Genomic DNA, 18,037 nt, shown 5'->3' on the forward strand with positions numbered 1-18,037 from the left:
AGGCTCGGCAGCTGCTACAGGTCGGCGTGTTATTTACCGGCGTTGACGGTCACCGTCTTGATCGCACCCAGTTCCAGATCCCACTTCTTCAGGATCGCCTGGTAGCTGCCGTCGTCGATCATGCTCTGCAACGCAACCTTCACCGCTTCACTCAGCTCAGGTTTTTTCTTGCTCACGCCCATCCCCGTGTACTGCTCGGAGATCGGCAGGCCCACGGTTTTGTACATGTCCTTTTCCTGGGTCTTGAGGTAGGGCAGGGTTTCGCTGCCCTGCATGGCGGCGTCGATGCGGCTCTGGCGCAGTTGCGCACGGGCATCGGACGAGCCTTCGGTGCCGATCACGTTGATCGCCGGTTTGCCGGCGGCTTCGCAGTTGGCCTTGCTCCATTCGGCGATTTCCGCCGGGAAGGTGGTGCGGCGGCTGGTGCCGACTTTCTTGCCGCACAGGTCGATGATCTCGTTGGTGTCCTTGTTTTTCTGCAGGGTGTAGAACTGCGGGCCGCTGGTGAAGTAGTCGACGAAGGTCACGCTGGCCTGACGTTCGGCGGTGTCGGTCATGCCCGACAGCACCATGTCCACGCGGTCGGTGGTCAGGGCGTTGATCATTTGCTCGAAACCGGTTTCCTGCCATTTGATCTTCACGCCCAGACGTTCGGCCAGGGCATTGCCCAGGTCATAGTCCAGGCCGGTGAGGGTGTTGGTGGCCGGGTCCTTGAAATCCATCGGCGGGTAGTTCGGCATGATCGCTACGACGATCTCGCCCTTGGCCTTGATGCTGGCCGGCAATTCGGCAGCGAAGGTGAAGCCGGATGCCATAACGCCGGCGAGTACTGCTGGGATAACGAGTTTCTTCATGGTCGTTCTCTTATGAGTGTTGTGAAGGCCGACATCGGGCCTTAGGTTCGAACGGCAGAAATGAAGCTTTGGGTGCGAGGGTTTTGCGGACTTATTAGTATTTCTTCGGGGCTTCCAGCCTCCACGATCTGCCCGCCGTCCATGAACACCATGCGGTTGGAAACCTCGCGAGCGAAGCCCAGTTCATGGGTGACGACGATCATGGTCATGCCGGTCTGCGCCAGATCACGCATCACCGACAGCACCTCACCGACCAGTTCCGGGTCGAGTGCCGAAGTGGGCTCATCGAACAACATCAGCTTGGGACGCATGGCCAATGCACGAGCAATGGCGACGCGTTGCTGTTGACCCCCCGACAGCTCGATCGGGTAGCTGTTGCGTTTGTCGGCCAGGCCGACGCGGGCGAGCAGTTCCACGGCTTCTTCGTGCGCCTCTTTGGGCGAACGCTTGAGCACCTGGCACGGCCCTTCGATGATGTTTTGCAGCACGGTCATGTGCGGGAACAGGTTGAAACGCTGGAACACCATGCCGGTGGACAGGCGCTGGCGGGCGATCTGCGTTTCGTTGAGTTCGTGCAGTTTGTTGCCGACGATCCGGTAGCCCACCAGTTCGCCGTCGACCCACAGGCCGCCCTTGTCGATCTTTTCCAACTGGTTGACGCAGCGCAGCAAGGTGCTCTTGCCGGAGCCGGACGGGCCGATGATGCACAGCACTTCGCCTTGCTCGACTTCGATGTTGATGTCCTTGAGCGCGTGGTAGTTGTCGTAGTACTTGTTCAGGCTCACGGCCTTGACGATGCTTCTCATATCGGATTCCTCAAGAACGCTTGCCGGCACCGCGGGCGAAACGACGCTCCAGGCGGCTTTGACCGAAGGACAGGACGGTGACAGTGGCCAGGTACCAGATACCGGCGACGATCAGCAGCTCCATCACGCGGGCGTTGGCGTAGTAGATGTTCTGGGCGTTGTAGAGCAGTTCCGAGTACTGGATGACGCTCGCCAGCGAGGTCATCTTGACCATGCCGATGAACTCGTTGCCCACCGGCGGAATGATGATGCGCATGGCCTGGGGCAGGATGATCCGGCGTAGCGCCTGCAGGCGCGGCATGCCGATCGACTTGGCGGCTTCATACTGCCCGGTGTCCACCGAGAGCAGACCGGCGCGCACCACTTCGGCAGTGTAGGCACCCTGGTTGATGCTCAAGCCGAGCAGGGCGGCCACGAACGGTGTCATCAGGCTCACGGTGTCGAGTTCGAACAGGCCGGGGATGCCGATGGTGGGGAAGATCAGCGCCAGGTTGAACCACAACAGCAGTTGCAGAATCAGCGGCGTACCGCGGAACAGCCAGGTGTAGGTCAGCGCCACATAGCGCAGGATCGGGTTGGCCGACATGCGCATGATCGCGGTGATCACGCCGAACACGATGCCCAGCGCCATCGCCAGCACCGCCATGACAATGGTGTTGAGCAAGCCCCACATGATCGCCTGGGAGGTGAGGAACTGGCCGATGTACGACCATTCGATCTTGCCTTCGGCGAAGGCGCGCACCAGGCCGATGATCGCGATGACGATCACCGTGGCGAAGAAAATCCGCCCGTAGTAACGCCGGGGCACATGATCGTACTGGGTGATGTCGAACTGGTTTTCCGCCAGTTTGCGCTCCGCCTGGAGTCGTTCTGCCTGTGTCTGGCTCATGTTGTTTCTCCGAACTCGGTTTCAACGCTATCCCTGTGGGAGCGAGCTTGCTCGCGATAGCGGTGGGTCAGTCCACGTAGAGGTTGAATGTGAAACTGTCATCGCGAGCAAGCTCGCTCCCACAGGTTTTGGTTATTACTTCAGAGGCGGAAGCCCTGATAGTCCTCGGTCCATTGCTGCTGGGCGGCGAGGGCGGTTTTCAGGCGGCCGATCTGTTCGCGCACCTGTTGTGGCGCGGTCCCGCCCCAGCCGCTGCGGGCGGCGATGGCGGCTTCGAGGGTCAGGCTTTCGCGTACTTCCGGTGTGAGACGCGGGTCGATTTCCGCCAGCAGCGCCGGGGAGGCTTCCCACAGTTCGATGTCGTGTTTCTCGCAGGCCTTGACCAGCGCACCGGTGATTTCGTGAGCTTCCTTGAACGGCACGCCGCGCACCGCCAGCCAGTCGGCGACTTCGGTTGCGAGGGTGAAGCCCAGCGGTGCCTGGCGACGTAGTTCTTCGACGTTGACCGTCATGGTCGCAACCATTCCGGCCATGGCCGGCAGCACCAGCAGCAGGGTGTCGACGCTGTCGAGCACGCCGTTCTTGTCTTCGCTCAAGTCGCGGTTGTAGGACAGTGGCAGGGATTTGAGGGTGGACAACAGGCCGGTCAGGTTACCAATCAGGCGACCTGCCTTGCCCCGCGCCAGTTCGGCGATGTCCGGATTCTTTTTCTGCGGCATGATCGAACTGCCGGTGGCGTAGGCATCGTCCAGCGCGACCCAGCGGAATTGCCGCGACGACCACAGGCAAAACTCTTCGGCGAGGCGCGAGATGTTGATACCGAGCATGCTGGCGATGAACAGGAACTCGGCGACGTGATCGCGGCTGGCCACGGCGTCGATGGAGTTTTCGCAAACACCGCTGTAGCCCATTTCTTTTGCCGATTGCTGAGGTAAACGGGCGATAGCCGAGCCAGCCATGGCCGCCGCACCCAGTGGCGACAGCGAAGTACGCGCGTCCCAGTCCACCAGGCGTTGTACGTCGCGCAGCATTGACTGGGCGTGGGCCAGCAGGTGATGAGCAAATACGATCGGTTGTGCCTGCTGCAGGTGGGTGAAGCCGGGGCAGATGCTCTCGATGTGTTGCTCGGCCTGGTTCACAAGCGCCTGCTGCAGGCCCAGCACTTCAACGGCCAGGGTGCGCACGTGGTCTCGCAGGAACAGTCGCAGGTCGTTGGCGGTCTGGTCGTTGCGCGAACGACCGGCGCGCAGCTTGCCACCGAGGGTGCCAAGGCGTTCGGTCAGCAGACGCTCGATGAAGGTGTGGACGTCTTCGTCGTCCAGGGTCGGGGCGATGCTGCCGGCGCGGTAGTCAGCGCCGATACGTTCCAGGGCGTCGAGCATGGTCTGGGTTTCTTGCTCGCTCAGCAGTCCGGCACGCTGCAGTTCCCGGGCATGGGCCTTGGAACCGGCGAGGTCGTACGGGGTGAGCCGGAAGTAGCGCTCAGGGCAACGGGACAGGGCCGCCAAGGCTTCGGACGGGCCGCTTTTGAAGCGAGCACCCCAGAGACGGTCGGTGGTTTGAGACATTGTTATTTTCCTCGTCGGTAACGCGAACTGAAATGGGTATACCGGGCCGCAACGTCGCTACAAAGTCAGCGAACGAAATCAGGCCAGAGCAGTTTTCAAGAGGGCAGTTGCAAAGGAGCGAGAGCTGATCGAAGTGTCAGCTTTTAATGTTTTGAGATCAGTGATTTGGCACTGATGTTCGGGATTTATTGGCGGTTGCCAAGCCTGGTTTTCTGTGTTCATTATTATTAGGCCAGCTATGTTTTTGTTGTTGGGCACAGATTGTTGAATAGGGCGCCAGAGGTAAATAAGCATTATGGAAACCCCACTTTCCAATTCCGGAAACCCGCCGCCGAAAACGCTGCAACGGGCGCCGTTGGCCCTCAGTGGGCTGGACTTCAAACTGCTCAAAGTGTTCAAGGCCGTGGTCGAGGCCGGAGGTTTCAGCGCCGCGCAAAATGAGCTGAATGTGGGGCTGGCAGCCATCAGTAAACAGATTTCCGACCTGGAAATCCGTATCGGCATGCGCCTTTGCACACGAGGGCGAGAGGGCTTTCACCTGACGGAAGAGGGGCGTTTGGTATATCAGGCGTCGATTGATTTATTTGCTTCCGTCGACAACTTTCGTGATCGCCTTAGTTCGGCTCAGAATGAACTGATCGGCGATCTTGGTGTGGGTGTTATTGATAATACGATCTCTGACGATAATTCGCCGTTAGTTGCTGCGCTTAGAAAAATAAATGAACAGTCACCCAAGGTTCGGTTTCAACTTCAGGCGACACAACTTGATGAGGTGGAAAGGGGCGTTGTAGAAGGTCGGCTAGTGGCGGGAATTGTTCCGGTTTATCAAAAACGCGAAGAGTTCGATTACTACGATCTATACGAAGAACGCTCAGAGGTTTATTGCGGGCTTGGCCACCCGCTGTTCTCCATGGCGGACGCGGACATGGAGGGTAATGTGCTCAAGGACTACGAGTGCATCAACCATCGCTACGCGATTCATCGCGACAAACTGAAATTTGCCCACTACGACAGCTTTTCCGCCTCGGCAACCCAGGTGGAGGCCGTTGCGCTGCTGATCAAGACGGGGCGTTTCCTGGGCTTCCTGCCCCAGCATTACGCTGCGCCGATGGTGGCGCGGGGAGAGTTTCGCCCGGTGCGCCCGGACCTGATCAACATCATCACGCCGTTCAGTCTGATCCTGCGCCATAACACTGTGCGCAGCCCGTTGGTGAAGGCATTTGCCCAGGCACTGGGCGTGGATTTAAAAGCCTCGGTTTGATTGTTCAGCGCATTGAACGCTAACTAACGAACACTGGCGGCCAATGGGGATGATGAACCAGGCTTGAGGCTTAAGCATTTGCAGCAACACGACATCGTTTTTATCGAAACGGCCGCTCAATACTACTTGTAGAGTTCCCAATGCCGTGCCGTGAATTCGCTTGTAATTCCAGTCCTCACGTTCGGCTTGAGGGCAGTTTGGGCTGTAGGCGATCGCCGGGACGCGTCTCAGCAAAGTTGTCCGGCTCTTTGGCATCGACGATGCGGCTTTGCGCAGTCAGAGGCGCGGCATAAGGGATGCCTTTGAAGGTGTGAACGCCATTCTTGATGTTGTAGAGCTGCTCTTCGGTTTTGGTTGTTGAGTCGCTCTCTGAAAAAACCGGCCTGTGAGATGACAGGATCGAATCACTGCTTCCCGGCGTAGTCTCGTTTCAGTTCCGGTCATCGATTGCCAGTGACGCGTCTGAACGCCTATGCGTGGCACATCGCGTTCGGCTGCCGCCGTTCTTGATTATAAGTCTTCGTAATACTTCGAATAATTAATAGAAAATTGACTAATCATGGTCAGGGATCGAAAAATCATCCCCAGACCGACGCCGCCAGAGCGCCGCGGATTTGCCGTTTCTCTCCTGCCAAAAAATAACCAAAGGAGTCCCCCATGAAGCCTTCCGCTTCGTCCCAGCCGCGTCGCGCTGCTGTGTGTCCTGTCCCTTGCCCATCGCCACGCCAGCGCTGAACGCGTGGAACTGGCCCGGTCCTTAAGCTGAATTTTCCTGGAGAAACTCATGTTGAAGATCAATGGCGAACGCCTCTGGGCGAGTCTGATGGCGATGGCCGACGAGCGCGGTTTGCATCTGGCAATCACCCCGCACTGGATCAGCCCGGCGACGCCGTTCGACGCGGACTGTGTGGCGGCGGTGCAGCAGGCCGTGGATGCGCTGGGCTACGCTCAGCAGTCGATTGTCAGCGGCGCCAGGCATGACGCGATCCACCTGGCGCGGTTCTGCCCGACGGCCATGGTGTTCATCCCGTGTGTAGGCGGCTTGAGCCACAACGAAGCCGAAGACGTGTTGCCCGAAGATGTGCGCCAGGGCACGGATGTGTTGCTCAACGCCGTGCTGGCCCGCGCCGAAATCATTGAATAAACACAAATCCCATGTGGGAGCGAGCTTGCTCGCGATTGCGGTGGATCAGTCGCCATCAATGTTGAATGTGCTGGCCTCATCGCGAGCAAGCTCGCTCCCACACTGACAGGAAATAACCCTATGCGCAGTTTTTTCCATCCCGAACAATTGCTCCACCATCCACGCAGCTATTACTCCCGTGGCCAGATGCGCACGCCGCAGGAAGTGCCGGAGCGTGCGCAGCGCCTGGTGCAGGCGTCTCATGCATTGGGTTTTACCGTTGAGCAACCGGCCGATGCCGGGCTCAATCCGTTGCTGGCGGTGCACGGCGCACCGTACCTGAGGTTCTTGCAGGAAGCCCACCAGCGCTGGAAAGAGATTCCCGAGGATTGGGGCGACGAGGTCATGTCGAACATCTTTGTCCGTGAGCCCAATGCCCTGCGCGGGATACTCGCGCAAGCCGCGCGTTATCTGGCCGATGGCAGTTGTCCGGTGGGCGGGCAAACCTGGCGTTCGGCTTACTGGTCGGCGCAAAGCGCCATCGCCGGCGCCCGGGCGTTGCTCGATGGCGAGCCGGCAGCCTATGCCTTGTGCCGCCCACCGGGACACCACGCCCGGGCCGAAGCCGCGGGTGGTTTCTGTTATGTGAACAACGCGGCAGTGGCGGCGCAGGTACTGCGCGCCGGTTTTTCGCGGGTAGCGGTGCTGGATACCGACATGCACCACGGCCAAGGGATCCAGGAGATTTTCTACGACCGCGAGGACGTGCTCTACGTTTCGGTGCATGGCGATCCAACCAATTTCTATCCCGGTGTCGCAGGCTTTGCCGATGAGCGCGGTGTCGGCGCGGGCGAGGGTTTCAATCTCAATCTGCCGATGGCTCATGGCGCCAGCGAGGCCGACTTCCTGGAGCAATTGGATGTAGCACTGCAGGCCGTGACAGACTTTGGCGCCGAGGTACTGGTGCTGTCCCTGGGCTTCGATATTTTCGAGCTGGACCCGCAAAGCAAAGTGGCAGTGACCCGCGAAGGATTCGCCGTGCTCGGTGAACGGATTCGCAGCCTCGGGTTGCCGTGCCTGATCGTGCAGGAGGGCGGCTATCACCTGGAGAGTCTGGAGGATAATGCGCGGGCGTTTTTTGTCGGGCCGCAAGTGTGGCGGCGCTGAATCTTCGGTGCCTGTGACATCGCCTTCGCGAGCAAGCCCGCTCCCACATGGGGCTTGGTTGATCACATGCCTGTGTTTCAACCCGGTCAAGTGTGGGAGCGGGCTTGCTCGCGAAGAACGATAACGCGGTCTGTAAGCGCCCTACGGCACTTGCCATAGCCCTTACGTTAACGTAAAGATTGCGGCAGGGCGCCGATGTATGAAGGCGCAGGGCGGATGACCCGGAGCGCTTGATGACGCTAATAAAAACAAACTCCCCCAAACTGCATCGCGAAGCCCGGCTGGCCCGGGAAAAGCTGCATCTGGAAGGCGAAGTACCGGACGGCGTCCTGCGTGCGGAAATCGATGCCTCGTGGCGGCGCAGCTTGAGTCATGGCGTGCATTTCAATGCCAAGCATGAGCTGGCGCTGGAATCGAGTGCCAGCCTGGACGTGTTGCTGGCCAGCAATCGCTTGCTGATCGACGCCGCATTGCCGGCGATCGATTACCTGGCCGAGCGTCAGGGCAAGGAAGGGCTGATCATCCTGGCCAACTCCGATGCCACCATCCTCGCTGTCGAAGGCCGCGCCGATCGCCTCAAGGGCAGTGGCCTGCAAGACATCACCCTTGGCGCCTGCTGGAGCGAAGCCGTCCGCGGCACCAACGCCCTCGGCACGGCACTGGTGGAGGCGCGGCCGACCCTGATCGATTGCGGCGAGCATTATCTGGATCGCCTCAGCGATTTTTCCTGCACCTCGGTGCCGATCCATTGCCCCCAAGGCGACATTCTTGGCGTCCTCGACCTGACCCGCGAAGGCCCGCTCGGCCGCGCCCACGACAGTACCGCGTTGCTGGCCATGGCGGTCAGCCAGATCGAAAGCCGAGTGTTCAACGCCAGCTATCCGGACGAAATCGTCCTGGCGTTTCACAGCCGCAGGCAATACCTGGAGTCCCCTTGGCAAGGCTTGCTGGCCGTGAGCCTCGGCGGGCAGATCCTGGCGGTCAGCGCCCAGGCCTGTCAGTTGCTCCACGCCGAGCGCTCGGCCCTGGTCGGGCGGCGCTGCGAGGAGTTTCTCGGTGTCGACGGCCTGCAATTGTTGGCGCGCTTGCATCAGGGCGGCACCGGCAGCCTGCAAACTGCCAAAGGTGAATTCTTCTATAAAACCCTGCGCGCGCCGCAACGCTCGATCAACGTCAGCAGCCCGCCGCGCACAGTCGCGAAACCGGCCAAGGCGCAGCCGGATCTGGAAGCGCTCGCCGGCAGCAATACACGTTATGCCCGTGCCTTGCGCATGGCCCGTCAAGGTCTGGCCAATGAACTGCCGGTGTTGTTATTGGGCGAAACCGGCACCGGTAAAGAGGTTATCGCCCGCGCCCTGCACATGGCCGGAGCGCGCTGCGACAAACCCTTCGTGGCGGTGAACTGCGCGGCCATTCCCGAAGGCCTGATCGAGTCCGAACTGTTCGGCTATCGCGAAGGCGCGTTCACCGGGTCGCGCCGGGGCGGCATGGTCGGGCGCCTGCAACAGGCTCACGGCGGCACCTTGTTCCTCGATGAAATCGGCGACATGCCATTGGCCTTGCAGGCCCGGCTGTTGCGCGTGTTGCAGGATCGCAAGGTCGCGCCCCTGGGTGCTGGCGAAGAGCAGGACATCGACGTCGCACTGATCTGCGCCACCCACCGTGACCTCAAGCGTCTGGTGGAAGAAAAACACTTTCGCGAGGACTTGTTCTACCGGGTCAATGGCATCAGCGTGATGCTCCCGGCCCTGCGCGAACGCGAAGATTTCGCCGCGCTGGTCAGTCGCATGCTGACGACACTGGGCGCACCCGCCGTGGTCCTGCACGACGATCTGAATCGCTTGCTCAGCGGCTATCACTGGCCCGGCAACATCCGCCAGCTGGAGATGGTCCTGCGCACCGCGCTGGCCATGCGCGAGCCGGGTGAAACCGTGCTGACCCTCGACCACTTGCCCGACAGCATGCTCGACGAATTGACCGCCAGCGAACGGCCCCAGGCCGGCAGCATCCGGGAAAACGAACTGGAGCTGATCCGTCAGTCCCTGGACACGCATCAGGGCAACGTCTCGGCCGCCGCCGACGCCTTGGGCATCAGCCGCGCGACCCTGTATCGCAAGCTCAAACAGTTGCGTTCGTGATGCAGCGCTTGATCGTCCGGCTGATCGACAGCCAGAACCCCGAGGCCCTGCAAGCGTCGCTGCGCTGGCTGTACAGCTTTGTGCGCCCCCATCGCCTGGCGATTGCCGGGCTGCTGGGTCTGTCGGTTTGCGCCTCAGCGCTGGTGCTGGTGCAGCCGTGGCTGACCAAACTGCTGATCGACGACGGCCTGCTGGCGCGCAACTTCCCGATGCTGGTGCTGATTGCCGGGCTGATGATCGTTGCCGGGTTGTTGGGCACGGCGCTTTCGGGCATCAACCGCTACCTGCACACGCGACTGTCCGGGCGCATGCTGTTTGCCCTGCGCGATGACCTGTATCGGCATTTACAAACCCTGTCGCCAAGCTTTTACGGCCAGCGGCGCATCGGCGACCTGATGTCGCGCCTCGACGGTGACGTCGCAGAAATCCAGCGTTTTGCCGTGGACTCGCTGTTCTCGGCGGTGTCGAGCGTGATCGGCCTGGTGGTCGCGGTGGCGATGTTGCTGACCCTGTCCTGGAAACTGTCGCTGCTGGCGTTGGTGCTGATCCCCCTCGATGTCCTCTGGCTGCGCTGGATGCGGCGCAAGGTCGAACGCGATGTGCGGCAGTTGCGCGAGCGTTCGGCGGACATGTCGTCGTTCATGGTCGAGACGTTGCCGGTGATGAAGTTCATCCAGTCCGCCGGCCAGCAACAGCGCGAAGCACGGCGCCTAGAGACGCTGGGGCAAGGCTACATGAGCCAGTTGCTGCGCCTGCAAGTCACTGAGTTTTTCACCCAGGCCGTGCCCGGCACACTGACCTCGCTGTCCCGGGCCTGCGCCTTTTTGATCGGCGGATACTGGGTGGTGCAGGGCACCTGGCAGCTCGGTGCGCTGATTGCGTTTTCCACCTACCTGGGGATGGCCGTGGGGCCGGTGCAGAGCTTGCTCGGGCTCTACGTCGCGATTCAGCGGATGACCGTCAGCCTCGGCCGGGTCATGGAGTTGCGCGGCGAGCAGCCGACCGTGTCGACGCCCGCCAGGCCACGCGCGATGCCGAATGGCGGCGATCTCTGGTTCGACAACGTGCACTTCGCCCATCCCGGTCGCCAGTCGACCCTGCGCGGCATCGAAGCGCGGATTCCCTACGGTTTGAAAGTGGCCCTCAGCGGCGGCTCGGGCGTGGGTAAATCGACCCTGATCGATCTGCTGCAACGGCATCACGATCCGCAATCGGGACGGGTACTGCTGGGCGACGTCGATGTGCGCGAACTGGACCTGTTCCAGTTGCGTCGGCGCATTGCCATCGTCAGCCAGGACATCGTGCTGTTTCGCGGCAGCCTCGCCGACAACCTGGCTTACGCGGTGCCGGACGCCAGCCGCGAAGCGATTGCCGAAGTGGCGCGCCTGGCGCAACTCGACAGCCTGATCGAGTCTTTGCCCGAAGGCCTCGACAGCCCGCTGGGCGAGCGTGGCCAGCAGTTGTCCGGCGGGCAGAAGCAACGCATCGCGATTGCCCGGGCGCTGTTGCAAGACCCTTTGATTCTGGTGCTCGATGAAGCCACTTCCGCGGTGGACGAAGCCACCGAGCGTGAAGTCATCGACGCCATCGACCGCTTGTTTGCCGGGCGTACGCGCATCCTGATCAGCCATCGTCCTTCAACCCTGGCCGATGCCGATCTGCGTTTCGAATTGCTCGACGGCGTGCTGACTTCGAAAACGGTGCTGCATGAAACCTGAGTTGCGCATCGGTGTGGTGGACAGCGGCCACTCGGCAGCACAGCGGGTGCAAGTGATCGCCGGTCGGCGCTTTTCATTGCTCGAAGATGGCCTGGCCGAAGGCGACTTGCGTGAAGATCCACTGGGGCATGGCAGTGCGGTGATCGAAGCGATCGGCCGGCGTGCGCCATCGGCGCTGTTTTGCGTGGCTCAGGTGTTCGACCAGCGCGGTGTCACCAGCGCCTTGCAGATCGCCACGGCGATTGACTGGCTGGTGGCACAGAACGTGCGACTGATCAATTTGAGCCTCGGCTTGCGTCAGGATCGCAGCCTGTTACGCGCCGCCTGCGCGGCGGCGGTGGCGCGGGGCGTGCTGCTGTGTGCGTCGAGCCCGGCCCAGGGGGACGGGGTGTTTCCGGCAAATTATCCGCAGGTGTTGCGGGTGACCGGCGATGCGCGGTGCGCCGAGCAGGAATGGTCGTGGCTCAACAGCGCCCAGGCGGATTTCGCCGCGTGCGTGCATGGCACCTATCCGGGGCAATCCGGGGCGAGCCTCGGTTGTGCCGCGTTGAGCGGGCACATCGCCGGATTCCTCGCCGAACAGCCTGATGCCAGCAACGAGCAGATCATCGAGTTTCTGCGACAGAACGCACGTTATCGCGGCCCCGAACGGCGTTTCGGGCCATGACCGCGATTGTGATTCTGGGGGCGGGGCCGGCGGGCGCGGCGGTGGCCTTGGGGCTGCGGCGACTGGGTTACGCCGTGACACTGGTCAGCGAGTGGCGCCGCTTTGCTGCGCTGGAAGGCGTGTCCGTGCGGGTGCTGGAGGCGTTACGTGGCGCAGGCCTGCATCAGGCGTTGGCGCAAGCGGCGTTGCCTTCCCAACGACAGGTGAACTGGAACGGCCAGCAGCATGCGCAGAACGTTGAATACCTGCTCGATCGCCCGACCTTTGATCGCGGCTTGCGCGAGGATTTGCGCTTGGCTGGAGTTGATCTTATTGAAGGTCGAGTGCTGGCGGTACAGACCTGCGCGACCGGACATCGAATCGAGATCGACGGCCGCGAATCGCTGGTAGCGGACTTTCTGGTGGAGGCCCGCGGACGCCAGGCGCCGACCCTCGGTAAAGGCTTGCGTGGACCGGAGACGGTCAGCCTGCTCAATCGCTGGCAAGGTACGCCGGGCAGCACCGCCAGCGCCGTGGAAAGCCTTGGGGACGGTTGGGCCTGGATGGCGCGCCGCGCCGACGGCCAGTGTTATTGGCAATGGACGGTGGACGTGGCCAGTGCCGGGTTGCCGGGTAAGGCTATGTTGCTCGATTACTGTCGCCAACGCCGTGGGGAGTCGGCAGTGGCCCGTGGGTTTTTCGGCGGCGAAGCGGAGCTTGATTTGCAGCTGCATGCCCGCAGCAGCACGGCGATTCTCAGCCCGCAGGTGTGCGGTGATAACTGGATTCGGGTCGGTGATGCGGCGATGGCCGTGGACCCGTTGTCGGGCAATGGCATCTTTCAATCCCTCTCCTCGGCGTTGCAGGCGCCGACGGTGATCAACACGCTGTTGTGCAAACCTGAACGAGCGGCTCTGGCCCGGCATTTTCACCAGCAGCGGGTGGAACAGTTGTATTTGCGTTTTGCGCGGATCGGCCGGGATTTTTATGCCGATGAGCAGCGTTGGCTGGATCAGCCATTCTGGCAGGCGCGACGGCAATGGCCGGATGCTGAAATCGCCCATGCCGAGGCCGATTTCAATGCCCTGAGGATCGAGCGCGCACCGGTGCTGCGCGATGGTTTTGTCGATGCGGCCGAAGTGGTGATCACGGCGGATCAGCCGTTGGGCATCTGGCATGTACAGGGGGTTGAGGTGGCGCCGTTGGTGCGGCGGTTGCGCACGGAGCCGGCCGAGCAGGTGTTGGCGGGGCTGACGGTGGAGCAGGGGCGGGTGGTTCGCAGTTGGTTGTTGGCTCAAGGGTTCAAACCCTGAGTTCTGGGTTGCCTGGGCGGGCCTCTTCGCGAGCGAGCCCGCTCCCACATTGGAATGCGTTTCCCTGTGGGAGCGGGCTTGCCCGCGAAGGCGGCCTAAAGGACGCTACAAATCACAACTTGATCAACACCGACTTCAACTCGGTGTAATGCTCGATCGCCGCATAGCCCATCTCACGCCCGACCCCGGACATCTTGTAGCCGCCGAACGGCAGCGCCGGGTCCAGGGCGCTGTGGCAGTTGACCCACACCGACCCTGACTTGATCCGCGGAATCATCCGGTGCACCGCCGCCAGGTCATTGGACCAGATGCTCGCCCCCAGGCCGTAGGGACTGTCATTGGCCATGCGCAAGGCATCGGCTTCATCATCGAACGGAATCGCCACCAGCACCGGGCCGAAAATTTCTTCCTGCACCAGAGAGTGCTTCTGATCGACATCGACAATCACCGTCGGCTTGACGAAATACCCCGGGCCGAACTGCTCGCCACCGCAGGCGATGGTCGCGCCGCTTGCCCGGCCCTTTTCGATGTACCCATAAACCCGCTCCTGCTGCCGCGCCGAGATCAACGGCCCCATCTCGACGCTCGGGTCCAGGCCGTTGCCGAGTTTCATGGCGTTGGCGATATCGCTGATGTCCGCCACCACATTGTCGAAATGCTTGCGCTGTACATACAGCCTGGAGCCTGCGCAGCAGACTTGGCCCTGATTGAAGAAAATCGCGCTGGCGGCTCCGGCCGCGGCGGTTTTCAGGTCGGCATCGGCCATGACGATGGTCGGTGACTTGCCGCCCAGTTCCAGGGTGACCCGGGTCATCGAGTCCATGGCGATCTTGCCGATCTGCTTGCCCACGGCGGTGGAGCCGGTGAAGGTCAGTTTGTCGACCAATGGATTGTGGGTCAGGGCCGAGCCCGCAGTGATGCCGGTGCCGGTGACCACGTTGAACACGCCTTCGGGATAACCGGCTTCCAGTACCAGCTCAGCGAGTTTCAGCGCGGTCAGCGGGGTTTCGTCGGCCGGTTTGAGTACGACAGTGCAACCAGTGGCCAGGGCCGGACCGAGTTTCCAGCAGGCCAGCAGCAGCGGGAAGTTCCAGGCGACGATGGCGCCGACCACGCCGACCGCTTCGCGACGGATAAAACTGTGGAACTGGTCGTTGGGCATCAACGGTGCCGACACGTCAACCGTAGAGCCTTCGATCTTGGTCGCCCAACCGGCCATGTAGCGCAGGAAGTCGATGGCCAGCTGCACGTCCATCACCTGGGCGACCGCCGCGCTTTTGCCGTTGTTCAGGCATTCCAGTTGCGCCAGCAGCTCGGCGTCGCGCTGCATCAGGTCGGCGAGTTTCCATAACAGGTTCTGCCGCTCCCGGGGACGGGTGCGGGTCCAGGCCGAGTCGTCGAACGCCTGACGGGCGGCGAGTACGGCACGGTCGACATCCTCCGGCGTTGCCCGTGGCACCACGCATAGCACCTCACCGGTGGCCGGGTTGTGCAGGGGCATGGTCTGGCCGTCGGCGGCCTCGACCCAGTCGCCACCGATGAGCATGCGCGGGGCGCGCTGGATGAATGCCGAAGTGGCGGGAAGCACGTTTGGGAGCGACATTGGCGAGGCCTCTTGTTGTTCGTGAGAACCGGGCTTTCGCAATGGCTGTGCCAAGTGTTCGGGAGTGCCGGTCAGGCCTTGTCGGACGGGGTTTTGCCTGACGCCGAAGCAGTCGGATAATACGAGGGTTTGTCGCAAATCGAGAAACCGGATGAGACGACGAACAACCGGTCCGCGATCTTGAGACGCCCCTTGGCGAGGACTAGAATTTTCCGGCTCGGTGGGTGAAATGACGGACCATTTTCCCGGCTACACATCTGTCGTAAGGGAGGTAGCGATGAACCTTTCACCCCTGGAGATCCAAAGCATCATTGAGCGCAGTTTTCTGCCCTCGGTATGCACCTGCAGCGTGGCGCCGGACCAGTCATTGACGATCCGGGTCTGCGATTGCATGACCGGCCACGTGGATCTGGTGGCCACCCACGTTCCACTGTGGAAACTGGACAGCGTCCACGGCATTGCAACGCTGGTGGCGGAAATGCGCCAACAGATCCAGTCGCAAAAAAACGTTCAACCGACGTTCTATCACTGAACCTGACGTCAGCCGCACCACGGGTGTGGTGCGGACTGCGCCGATAGGTTCAAGACGCCATTTTTCGCGATATTTCCTCGAACGTGCTGCTATCTGCGGCAACCAGTAACCTGCGCTCGTCCTTGAGTGTCGCCAGGAAGGTCACTTCGGTTTCCTTGTCCGCCAGCATGAACCCGGCGAATGCGCCGATCGGCCCTAGCAACATGGCTCCTGCCACGCCGAAACCGATGGCTTGCTTGATGTTGTTGATCGAGTCCTCATTGGCCACTTCCACGCTTTTGAACCTGGATAGCGGGAGGGTCAGGCCGGGCCACGGGTGCAACGACGTTCTGAGGGTAAAAACGCCATCGCGATAATCTCCGTCACCCTGCAGAAAGTCCCCCGCCAGGACAGTGATGCTTGCCATTTTTTATTCCTCAGGTTGGCAATCGGTGACTCTCCATTTCGCACCTGCCAGGGAGGGGCGTCAATGGTCGGGCGATGAGCTGTTCCGGCAGGGCCAACTATGCTGTCTCAGACTGCAACAGCTGTCGCGAAACTAGACGCCGCTCATCGCGTCCTGGCATGGCCAAAAGCAGGAAGATCAACGCAAGTGATTGATAAAAAAGCTTATCTGCAAGCTGGCACGCTCTGTGTATTGCACATTGCAGACGTTTCTCTTGCCTCCGTCAGCGGATTAAAGCCGACGGCAGAAACCATAAAAACGATAAGCCACAACAATAAGAACGCACCGTGCGAGGTTCGACGTTGATGAAGAGAAAACTCCGATCAGGCATGAGCGCCAGCTTGCTGGCCGTAGCCGCTTGTGTAGCGCTGCATTCGCCTCATAGCCTGGCAGCCCGCGACGCCCAGACCATCCTCAAGGAAACCTGTCAGGGCTGTCACACCCCCGAAGCCGATAACACCCTCAGCCGTATCAGCCACCAGCGCAAAACGCCGGAAGGCTGGTTGATGAGCATTGCCCGCATGCAGACCATGCACGGTTTGCAGATCAGCGATGACGACCGTCGCACGCTGGTCAAATACCTCGCTGACACCCAGGGCCTGGCGCCGAGCGAAACCGATGGCGTGCGCTATGCGCTGGAGCGGCGGCTCAATACCGTTGAGCATTTCGACGACCAGACCAGCCAGATGTGCGGCCGCTGCCACTCCGGGGCGCGGGTCGCCCTGCAACGGCGTCCGGCGCAGGAGTGGGAACGCCTGGTGAACTTCCACCTCGGTCAGTGGCCGTCCCTGGAGTACCAGGCGCTGGCCCGCGACCGCGACTGGTTCGACATCGCCCGCAAGGACATGGTGCCGCTGCTGGCCAAGCGTTATCCGCTGGACAACCCGGCGTGGAAAAAATGGCAGAGCGCGGCGCCGAAAGCCGAAGCGCTGGTGGGCGACTGGAGCTTCAGCGGCCACTTGCCGGGCAAGGGTGAGCTGGCCGGTGTCATGACCGTGAGTGCCGATGGCAGCGACACCTTCAAGGTCAGCGTCAAGGGCCAATACGCCGACGGCAGCCCGTTCAATGGCGACGGCAGCGCAATCCTGTACACCGGCTACGAATGGCGCGGCAACGTGACCATCGATGGCGTGACCATGCGCCAGGTGTTCGCCGCGCAAGGCAATGCGCTGCAGGGCCGGATGTTCGAGGCCGAGCACGATGAACGTGGCCTGGACTTCGTCGCCGCCAAACAGGGTTCCCAGCGTTTGCTGGCGGTGCAACCGGGCTATGTGAAGGCTGGCAGTGAAAGCGAAGTGACCCTGATCGGCAGCGGCCTGGCCGGCAAACCTGACTTCGGCAAAGGCGTGGAAGTGGTCGAAGTGCTGGAGCAAACCCCGGAGCGCATGCGGGTCAAGCTCAAGGCCGCCGCCAATGCCCAGCCGGGCGCGCGCGCGGTCAGCGTCGGCACGCTGAAAGGCCCGAGCCTGTCGGTGTACAGCAAGATCGATGCAGTCAAAGTCGTGCCTGAGTTCTCGGTGGCGCGGATCGGTGAAGGCGGTGGTTCGACGCCGAAAGTCCAGGGCCGCTTCGACGCGGAAGCCTGGGGCAAGGGCGCTGACGGCAAGCCGTACCGCATCGGCGTGTTCCCGGCGCAATGGAAGGTCGAGGCCTTCGACGACCGCGCCAAGGAAGACGAAGACGTCAAGTTTGCCGGCACCATGCAGGCTGATGCAGGCGTATTCACACCGGGCGATGCCGGGCCGAATCCGGCACGCAAGATGTCCACCAACAATGCCGGCAACCTCAAGGTGATCGCCGCCGTCGACGACGCAGGGAAATCCCTGACCGGCGAAGGCCACATGATCGTGACCGTGCAACGCTGGAACAATCCACCCATTCCGTGATGCTGAAACCAGAGCTTGGCTGACCAAAACGGTTTCAGACACTTTTTCGGAATGACCGCAAGCCCCGCAAACCGGGGCCTGCACAGGA

At 61.6% G+C, this 18,037-nt stretch carries 14 protein-coding genes and 1 pseudogene; 9 read left to right on the forward strand and 6 right to left on the reverse strand.

The genetic code is table 11. From position 1 onward, the window contains the following. Nucleotides 1-29: 29 nt before the first annotated feature. The 4 genes from PMI28_RS26995 to argH form a co-directional block, all read right to left on the reverse strand. Nucleotides 30-854: an ABC transporter substrate-binding protein gene (locus PMI28_RS26995; protein WP_007981686.1), complete on the reverse strand. Its 825-nt coding sequence runs from the start codon at nucleotides 852-854 to the stop codon at nucleotides 30-32. 41 nt (nucleotides 855-895) lie between these two features. Continuing rightward, nucleotides 896-1,660 carry an amino acid ABC transporter ATP-binding protein gene (locus PMI28_RS26990; protein ID WP_007981688.1) on the reverse strand — a complete coding sequence of 255 codons (765 nt, stop codon included), beginning with the start codon at nucleotides 1,658-1,660 and terminating at the stop codon, nucleotides 896-898. A 10-nt stretch (nucleotides 1,661-1,670) separates the two neighbouring features. Then, nucleotides 1,671-2,549 carry an amino acid ABC transporter permease gene (locus tag PMI28_RS26985; protein ID WP_007981689.1) on the reverse strand — a complete coding sequence of 293 codons (879 nt, stop codon included), beginning with the start codon at nucleotides 2,547-2,549 and terminating at the stop codon, nucleotides 1,671-1,673. A 140-nt stretch (nucleotides 2,550-2,689) separates the two neighbouring features. Next, complete coding sequence (gene argH, locus PMI28_RS26980) at nucleotides 2,690-4,117, reverse strand: argininosuccinate lyase (protein ID WP_007981691.1); 1,428 nt, start codon at nucleotides 4,115-4,117, stop codon at nucleotides 2,690-2,692. Between the two features lie 295 nt (nucleotides 4,118-4,412). Between argH and PMI28_RS26975 the strand changes: the two genes are divergently transcribed. The 7 genes and pseudogenes from PMI28_RS26975 (at nucleotide 4,413) to qhpG (ending at nucleotide 13,483) form a co-directional block, all read left to right on the forward strand. Further along, complete coding sequence (locus PMI28_RS26975; RefSeq protein WP_007981693.1) at nucleotides 4,413-5,378, forward strand: LysR family transcriptional regulator; 966 nt, start codon at nucleotides 4,413-4,415, stop codon at nucleotides 5,376-5,378. A gap of 814 nt (nucleotides 5,379-6,192) precedes the next feature. Next, nucleotides 6,193-6,522, forward strand: a pseudogene (locus tag PMI28_RS26970) (M20/M25/M40 family metallo-hydrolase); the annotation flags it as partial. 120 nt (nucleotides 6,523-6,642) lie between these two features. Further along, nucleotides 6,643-7,668, forward strand: coding sequence for a histone deacetylase family protein (locus PMI28_RS26965; protein WP_007981697.1), 1,026 nt, complete (start codon nucleotides 6,643-6,645; stop codon nucleotides 7,666-7,668). A 233-nt stretch (nucleotides 7,669-7,901) separates the two neighbouring features. After that, nucleotides 7,902-9,806: a sigma-54-dependent Fis family transcriptional regulator gene (locus tag PMI28_RS26960; RefSeq protein WP_007981699.1), complete on the forward strand. Its 1,905-nt coding sequence runs from the start codon at nucleotides 7,902-7,904 to the stop codon at nucleotides 9,804-9,806. Then, the gene (locus PMI28_RS26955) at nucleotides 9,806-11,524 is read left to right on the forward strand and encodes an ABC transporter ATP-binding protein (RefSeq protein ID WP_007981702.1); all 1,719 of its coding nucleotides are present in this window, start codon (nucleotides 9,806-9,808) and stop codon (nucleotides 11,522-11,524) included. The genes PMI28_RS26960 and PMI28_RS26955 overlap by 1 nt, the downstream gene beginning before the upstream one ends. Then, complete coding sequence (qhpE, locus tag PMI28_RS26950) at nucleotides 11,514-12,191, forward strand: subtilisin-like serine protease QhpE (protein WP_007981704.1); 678 nt, start codon at nucleotides 11,514-11,516, stop codon at nucleotides 12,189-12,191. The genes PMI28_RS26955 and qhpE overlap by 11 nt, the downstream gene beginning before the upstream one ends. After that, nucleotides 12,188-13,483 (forward strand): flavin-dependent monooxygenase QhpG, encoded by a 1,296-nt coding sequence (gene qhpG, locus PMI28_RS26945; protein ID WP_007981706.1) that lies wholly within the window; start codon nucleotides 12,188-12,190, stop codon nucleotides 13,481-13,483. The genes qhpE and qhpG overlap by 4 nt, the downstream gene beginning before the upstream one ends. A gap of 112 nt (nucleotides 13,484-13,595) precedes the next feature. Here qhpG and PMI28_RS26940 read toward each other — a convergent pair whose 3' ends face one another. Beyond that, nucleotides 13,596-15,086 (reverse strand): aldehyde dehydrogenase family protein, encoded by a 1,491-nt coding sequence (locus PMI28_RS26940; RefSeq protein ID WP_007981708.1) that lies wholly within the window; start codon nucleotides 15,084-15,086, stop codon nucleotides 13,596-13,598. A 277-nt stretch (nucleotides 15,087-15,363) separates the two neighbouring features. On the opposite strand from PMI28_RS26940, the gene PMI28_RS26935 reads away from it, so the two are divergent. Then, entirely contained in the window at nucleotides 15,364-15,618 is a 255-nt protein-coding gene (locus PMI28_RS26935) for a DUF1652 domain-containing protein (RefSeq protein ID WP_007981710.1), read from the forward strand. Between the two features lie 49 nt (nucleotides 15,619-15,667). Here the strand turns inward: PMI28_RS26935 and PMI28_RS26930 are convergent, their stop codons facing one another. Beyond that, entirely contained in the window at nucleotides 15,668-16,024 is a 357-nt protein-coding gene (locus tag PMI28_RS26930; protein WP_007981712.1) for a hypothetical protein, read from the reverse strand. Nucleotides 16,025-16,368: 344 nt separating this feature from the next. Here PMI28_RS26930 and peaA point away from each other — a divergent pair, with 344 nt between their 5' ends. After that, nucleotides 16,369-17,949: a quinohemoprotein amine dehydrogenase subunit alpha gene (gene peaA / locus PMI28_RS26925; protein ID WP_007981714.1), complete on the forward strand. Its 1,581-nt coding sequence runs from the start codon at nucleotides 16,369-16,371 to the stop codon at nucleotides 17,947-17,949. Nucleotides 17,950-18,037 lie beyond the last annotated feature (88 nt).

It is taken from the genome of Pseudomonas sp. GM48 (assembly GCF_000282335.1).
In the GTDB taxonomy this organism is placed as follows: domain Bacteria; phylum Pseudomonadota; class Gammaproteobacteria; order Pseudomonadales; family Pseudomonadaceae; genus Aquipseudomonas.